Origin of the sequence: Mesobacillus sp. (assembly GCF_049588175.1) — a bacterium.
GTDB lineage: Bacteria > Bacillota > Bacilli > Bacillales > Cytobacillaceae > Mesobacillus.
Map to the genome: position 1 here is coordinate 1 of NZ_JBAVFI010000691.1, position 2,874 is coordinate 2,874.

Genomic DNA, 2,874 nt, shown 5'->3' on the forward strand with positions numbered 1-2,874 from the left:
GCAGCGAAGCCTGCAAGTCGGCAGGAACGGTGGAATCCGCAATACTCATTGCTTTATAAGATGCGGCGGGCAGGCCCTCTTTGTTAAGAGATAGCTCCAGCAACCCTTTATAGTTTCCTTCCTCGACTTCTTTTTTTGCCTGGTTTGCATTTCCATCATATTGTTCAAGAACAATATCCTTATCCGCAGCCTTTATTTGCTCTTTTAGCGGCACATAAAGCTGCCCAGTTTCATCAATCACGGCGATTTTGTCATCCGCACCATCTTTATTGAAAAAATCGATGATGTTCGTCATATTGGCTAAAGCCAGCATGATGACTGCTGTAATGATTGTCGTCACCATGAAAGATTTCGTTTTAAATTTACTCAAGTAAGTATGGAATAAAATGATAAAAAAGTTATTCATATGAATCACCTACTTTTTCTATAAAGATATCATTCAAGCTTGGTTCTTCTAGGACAAACTTGCGGATAAACCCCTTGCCTACAATTTTCTGTAAAATCCCTTCAGCAATTTGCTCCCCCTCGATTTGCAGATGGATACCTTCAGCAGTCTGCTTTGCTTTCGTCACGCCTGGATAATCTTTCAGAAAAGCTATATCAAAATCAGCATGAATCACTAAATTCTTTTTCCCAAAGGATCGTTTAATTTCCTTCAAGGAACCATGGACCACTGGGCTTCCCTTGTGCATAATACAAATATGTTCGCACATCTCCTCCACATGCTCCATTCGGTGGCTGGCGAACACAATGGTTGTTCCTCCATTTTTCAGGTCAACCACAGCCTCTTTTAACTGCTCAACATTAACTGGATCCAGGCCGCTGAATGGTTCATCAAGAATCAAGAGCTTTGGTTTATGAATGACTGCTGCAATGAATTGGATTTTTTGCTGGTTTCCTTTGGAAAGCTCTTCAACCTTTTTATCCGCGTACTCAGGGACCTTGAAACGATTCAGCCAATGATCCAGCTCTTTGATCGCCGCTTGCTTTTGCATTCCTCTCAGCCTTGCAAGATAGACAATTTGGTCCCGAACTTTAAGCTTAGGATATAACCCTCTTTCTTCCGGCAAATATCCGATAATGCTGCTGGTACTATAATTTATCGGCTTTCCATCCCATGTTATCTTGCCTTCAGATGCATCAAGCAGTCCAAGGATCATCCTGAAAGTTGTCGTCTTCCCAGCCCCATTTGCACCAAGAAAACCGAACATTTCTTTTTCTGGTATATTAAGTGAAAGCCTGTTCACTGCAGTGAATCCGCCGAATCGCTTTGTAACATGTTCGAGTTCTAAAACCATTTTGATTCTCCTCCTTTTCCCCTTACTTATTACGTTATTGATTGGAAATAGTTTCATATCTTTATAGGTATTTTGTTTTGCATAATGAATAAAATTATGCAAAAATAATAGTAATCATCTGAATTTTTTAACAAAGGGGTATTTGTTATGGAAACTTACAAGCTAACAGCCTTTGAACCAAATGGAGAAAAATTAATCGACGAATCCTTCCAGGCAGGAAACGATGAAGAAGCAAAAGAAATAGGTGCAAGAATGCTTGAAGAAAAAAACCTTAGCGGCAAAACACACCGCTGCACATCACCAAGAGGAAAATTGATTTTGTTCCGTCCATAAGTTCAGCTAAAAAAGCAAAGAGGTCCGAGCCTCTTTGCTTTTTTGATAATTTGCTAATCTGCTTAATTTTAATTAATCAGGCTTTAAATCTCTGTGTACCTGTTATTTCCCCTTGAAGTCCGGTTTTCTTTTCTCCAAAAATGCTTTGATTCCTTCCTGGTGGTCCTCGGTCTGGCGCATTTTATACTGGCCGTATTTTTCAAGCTCAAGGATTTTCAATAATGATGGCCTGTTTTTCTCGGCAAGAATTTTTTTCGTTTTGATCATTGCCTGAATCGGTTTACCAAGCCATTCCTGTACCTTGGCTTCGACTGCCCCGGTAAAATCTCCATCCGGAACCTCATCAACCAGGCCAAGACGATATGCTTCATTCGCGGAAAGTGTCTTTCCGTCCCATATCAGCTGCTTTGCCTTGGTTTCCCCCAGACGTTCTTCCATGAAAAAGTGTCCTCCGCCATCAGGTATCAATCCAATCCCTATGAAATTCATTGCGATTTTACTTGATGGTTCTGCAATTATGTAATCCGTTGCTAGTGCGAGACTGAAACCAAGTCCGGCAGCAGCACCAGTAATTGCGCTTACCGTCACTTTTGGCATACTGTACAAGGTAACAATCAGGTCATGGATATAATCCATCACATGGTAGAAATCGCTTTCATTTGTATTCGAAAGCATCGTCTTAATATCCCCGCCAGCAGAAAACGCACGCCCGGCTCCTTTTATTACGACGATGTCAACTTCATCTGATTTACAGATTTCTTTTAAATTGGCGCTGACTCCCCTAATCATTTCAACATCAAGCGCATTCAATGCCTCTGGCCTGTTCAGTTCCAGAACCGCTACCCGGCCATCAATCACCAGCTTGACAGTTTCAGTGGAAGATTCAATCGTCACCCTGCAACCCCTCCTAAAATTACTTTAATCAATTCTATTATAAAGGGTAAAGCTATATTTAAAAACTATTTTTCTAATTATTTTGATTTTTTAATCTTAGGCTATGTTACATAATATTGTTTATTTTCAAGTAAAAATAAGGGAACTTCCATTTTTAGAAGTTCCCGTTTGTTTATTCCATTAAAGCTCCCGTTAGCCCAATAACCTAAAAAAAATTTTCCTAATAATTTTTTAGATATTATTTAATAACTGCACATTTTTAAAATAATCTTCCTGAAGAAGCCCATAGACAGCACAATCCTTATAATGATTCTTGGCATTGCGAATCATATGTTTTAAGGTTCCTTCT

At 39.6% G+C, this 2,874-nt stretch carries 4 protein-coding genes; 1 reads left to right on the forward strand and 3 read right to left on the reverse strand.

Annotated elements, in window-relative coordinates:
- On the reverse strand, window positions 1-406 hold a 406-nt coding region (locus tag WB217_RS16790), incomplete at its 3' end, for an ABC transporter permease (RefSeq protein WP_423994425.1).
- Complete coding sequence (locus WB217_RS16795) at window positions 399-1,298, reverse strand: ABC transporter ATP-binding protein (RefSeq protein WP_423994426.1); 900 nt, start codon at window positions 1,296-1,298, stop codon at window positions 399-401. The genes WB217_RS16790 and WB217_RS16795, both read right to left, overlap by 8 nt.
- Window positions 1,299-1,445: 147 nt before the next feature.
- Here WB217_RS16795 and WB217_RS16800 point away from each other — a divergent pair, with 147 nt between their 5' ends.
- A complete protein-coding gene (locus WB217_RS16800; RefSeq protein ID WP_423994427.1) occupies window positions 1,446-1,631 on the forward strand; it encodes a YhzD family protein in 186 nt (61 codons plus the stop codon).
- Between the two features lie 102 nt (window positions 1,632-1,733).
- Here WB217_RS16800 and WB217_RS16805 read toward each other — a convergent pair whose 3' ends face one another.
- Window positions 1,734-2,525, reverse strand: coding sequence for an enoyl-CoA hydratase (locus tag WB217_RS16805; RefSeq protein WP_423994429.1), 792 nt, complete (start codon window positions 2,523-2,525; stop codon window positions 1,734-1,736).
- Between the last annotated feature and the right edge of the window lie 349 nt (window positions 2,526-2,874).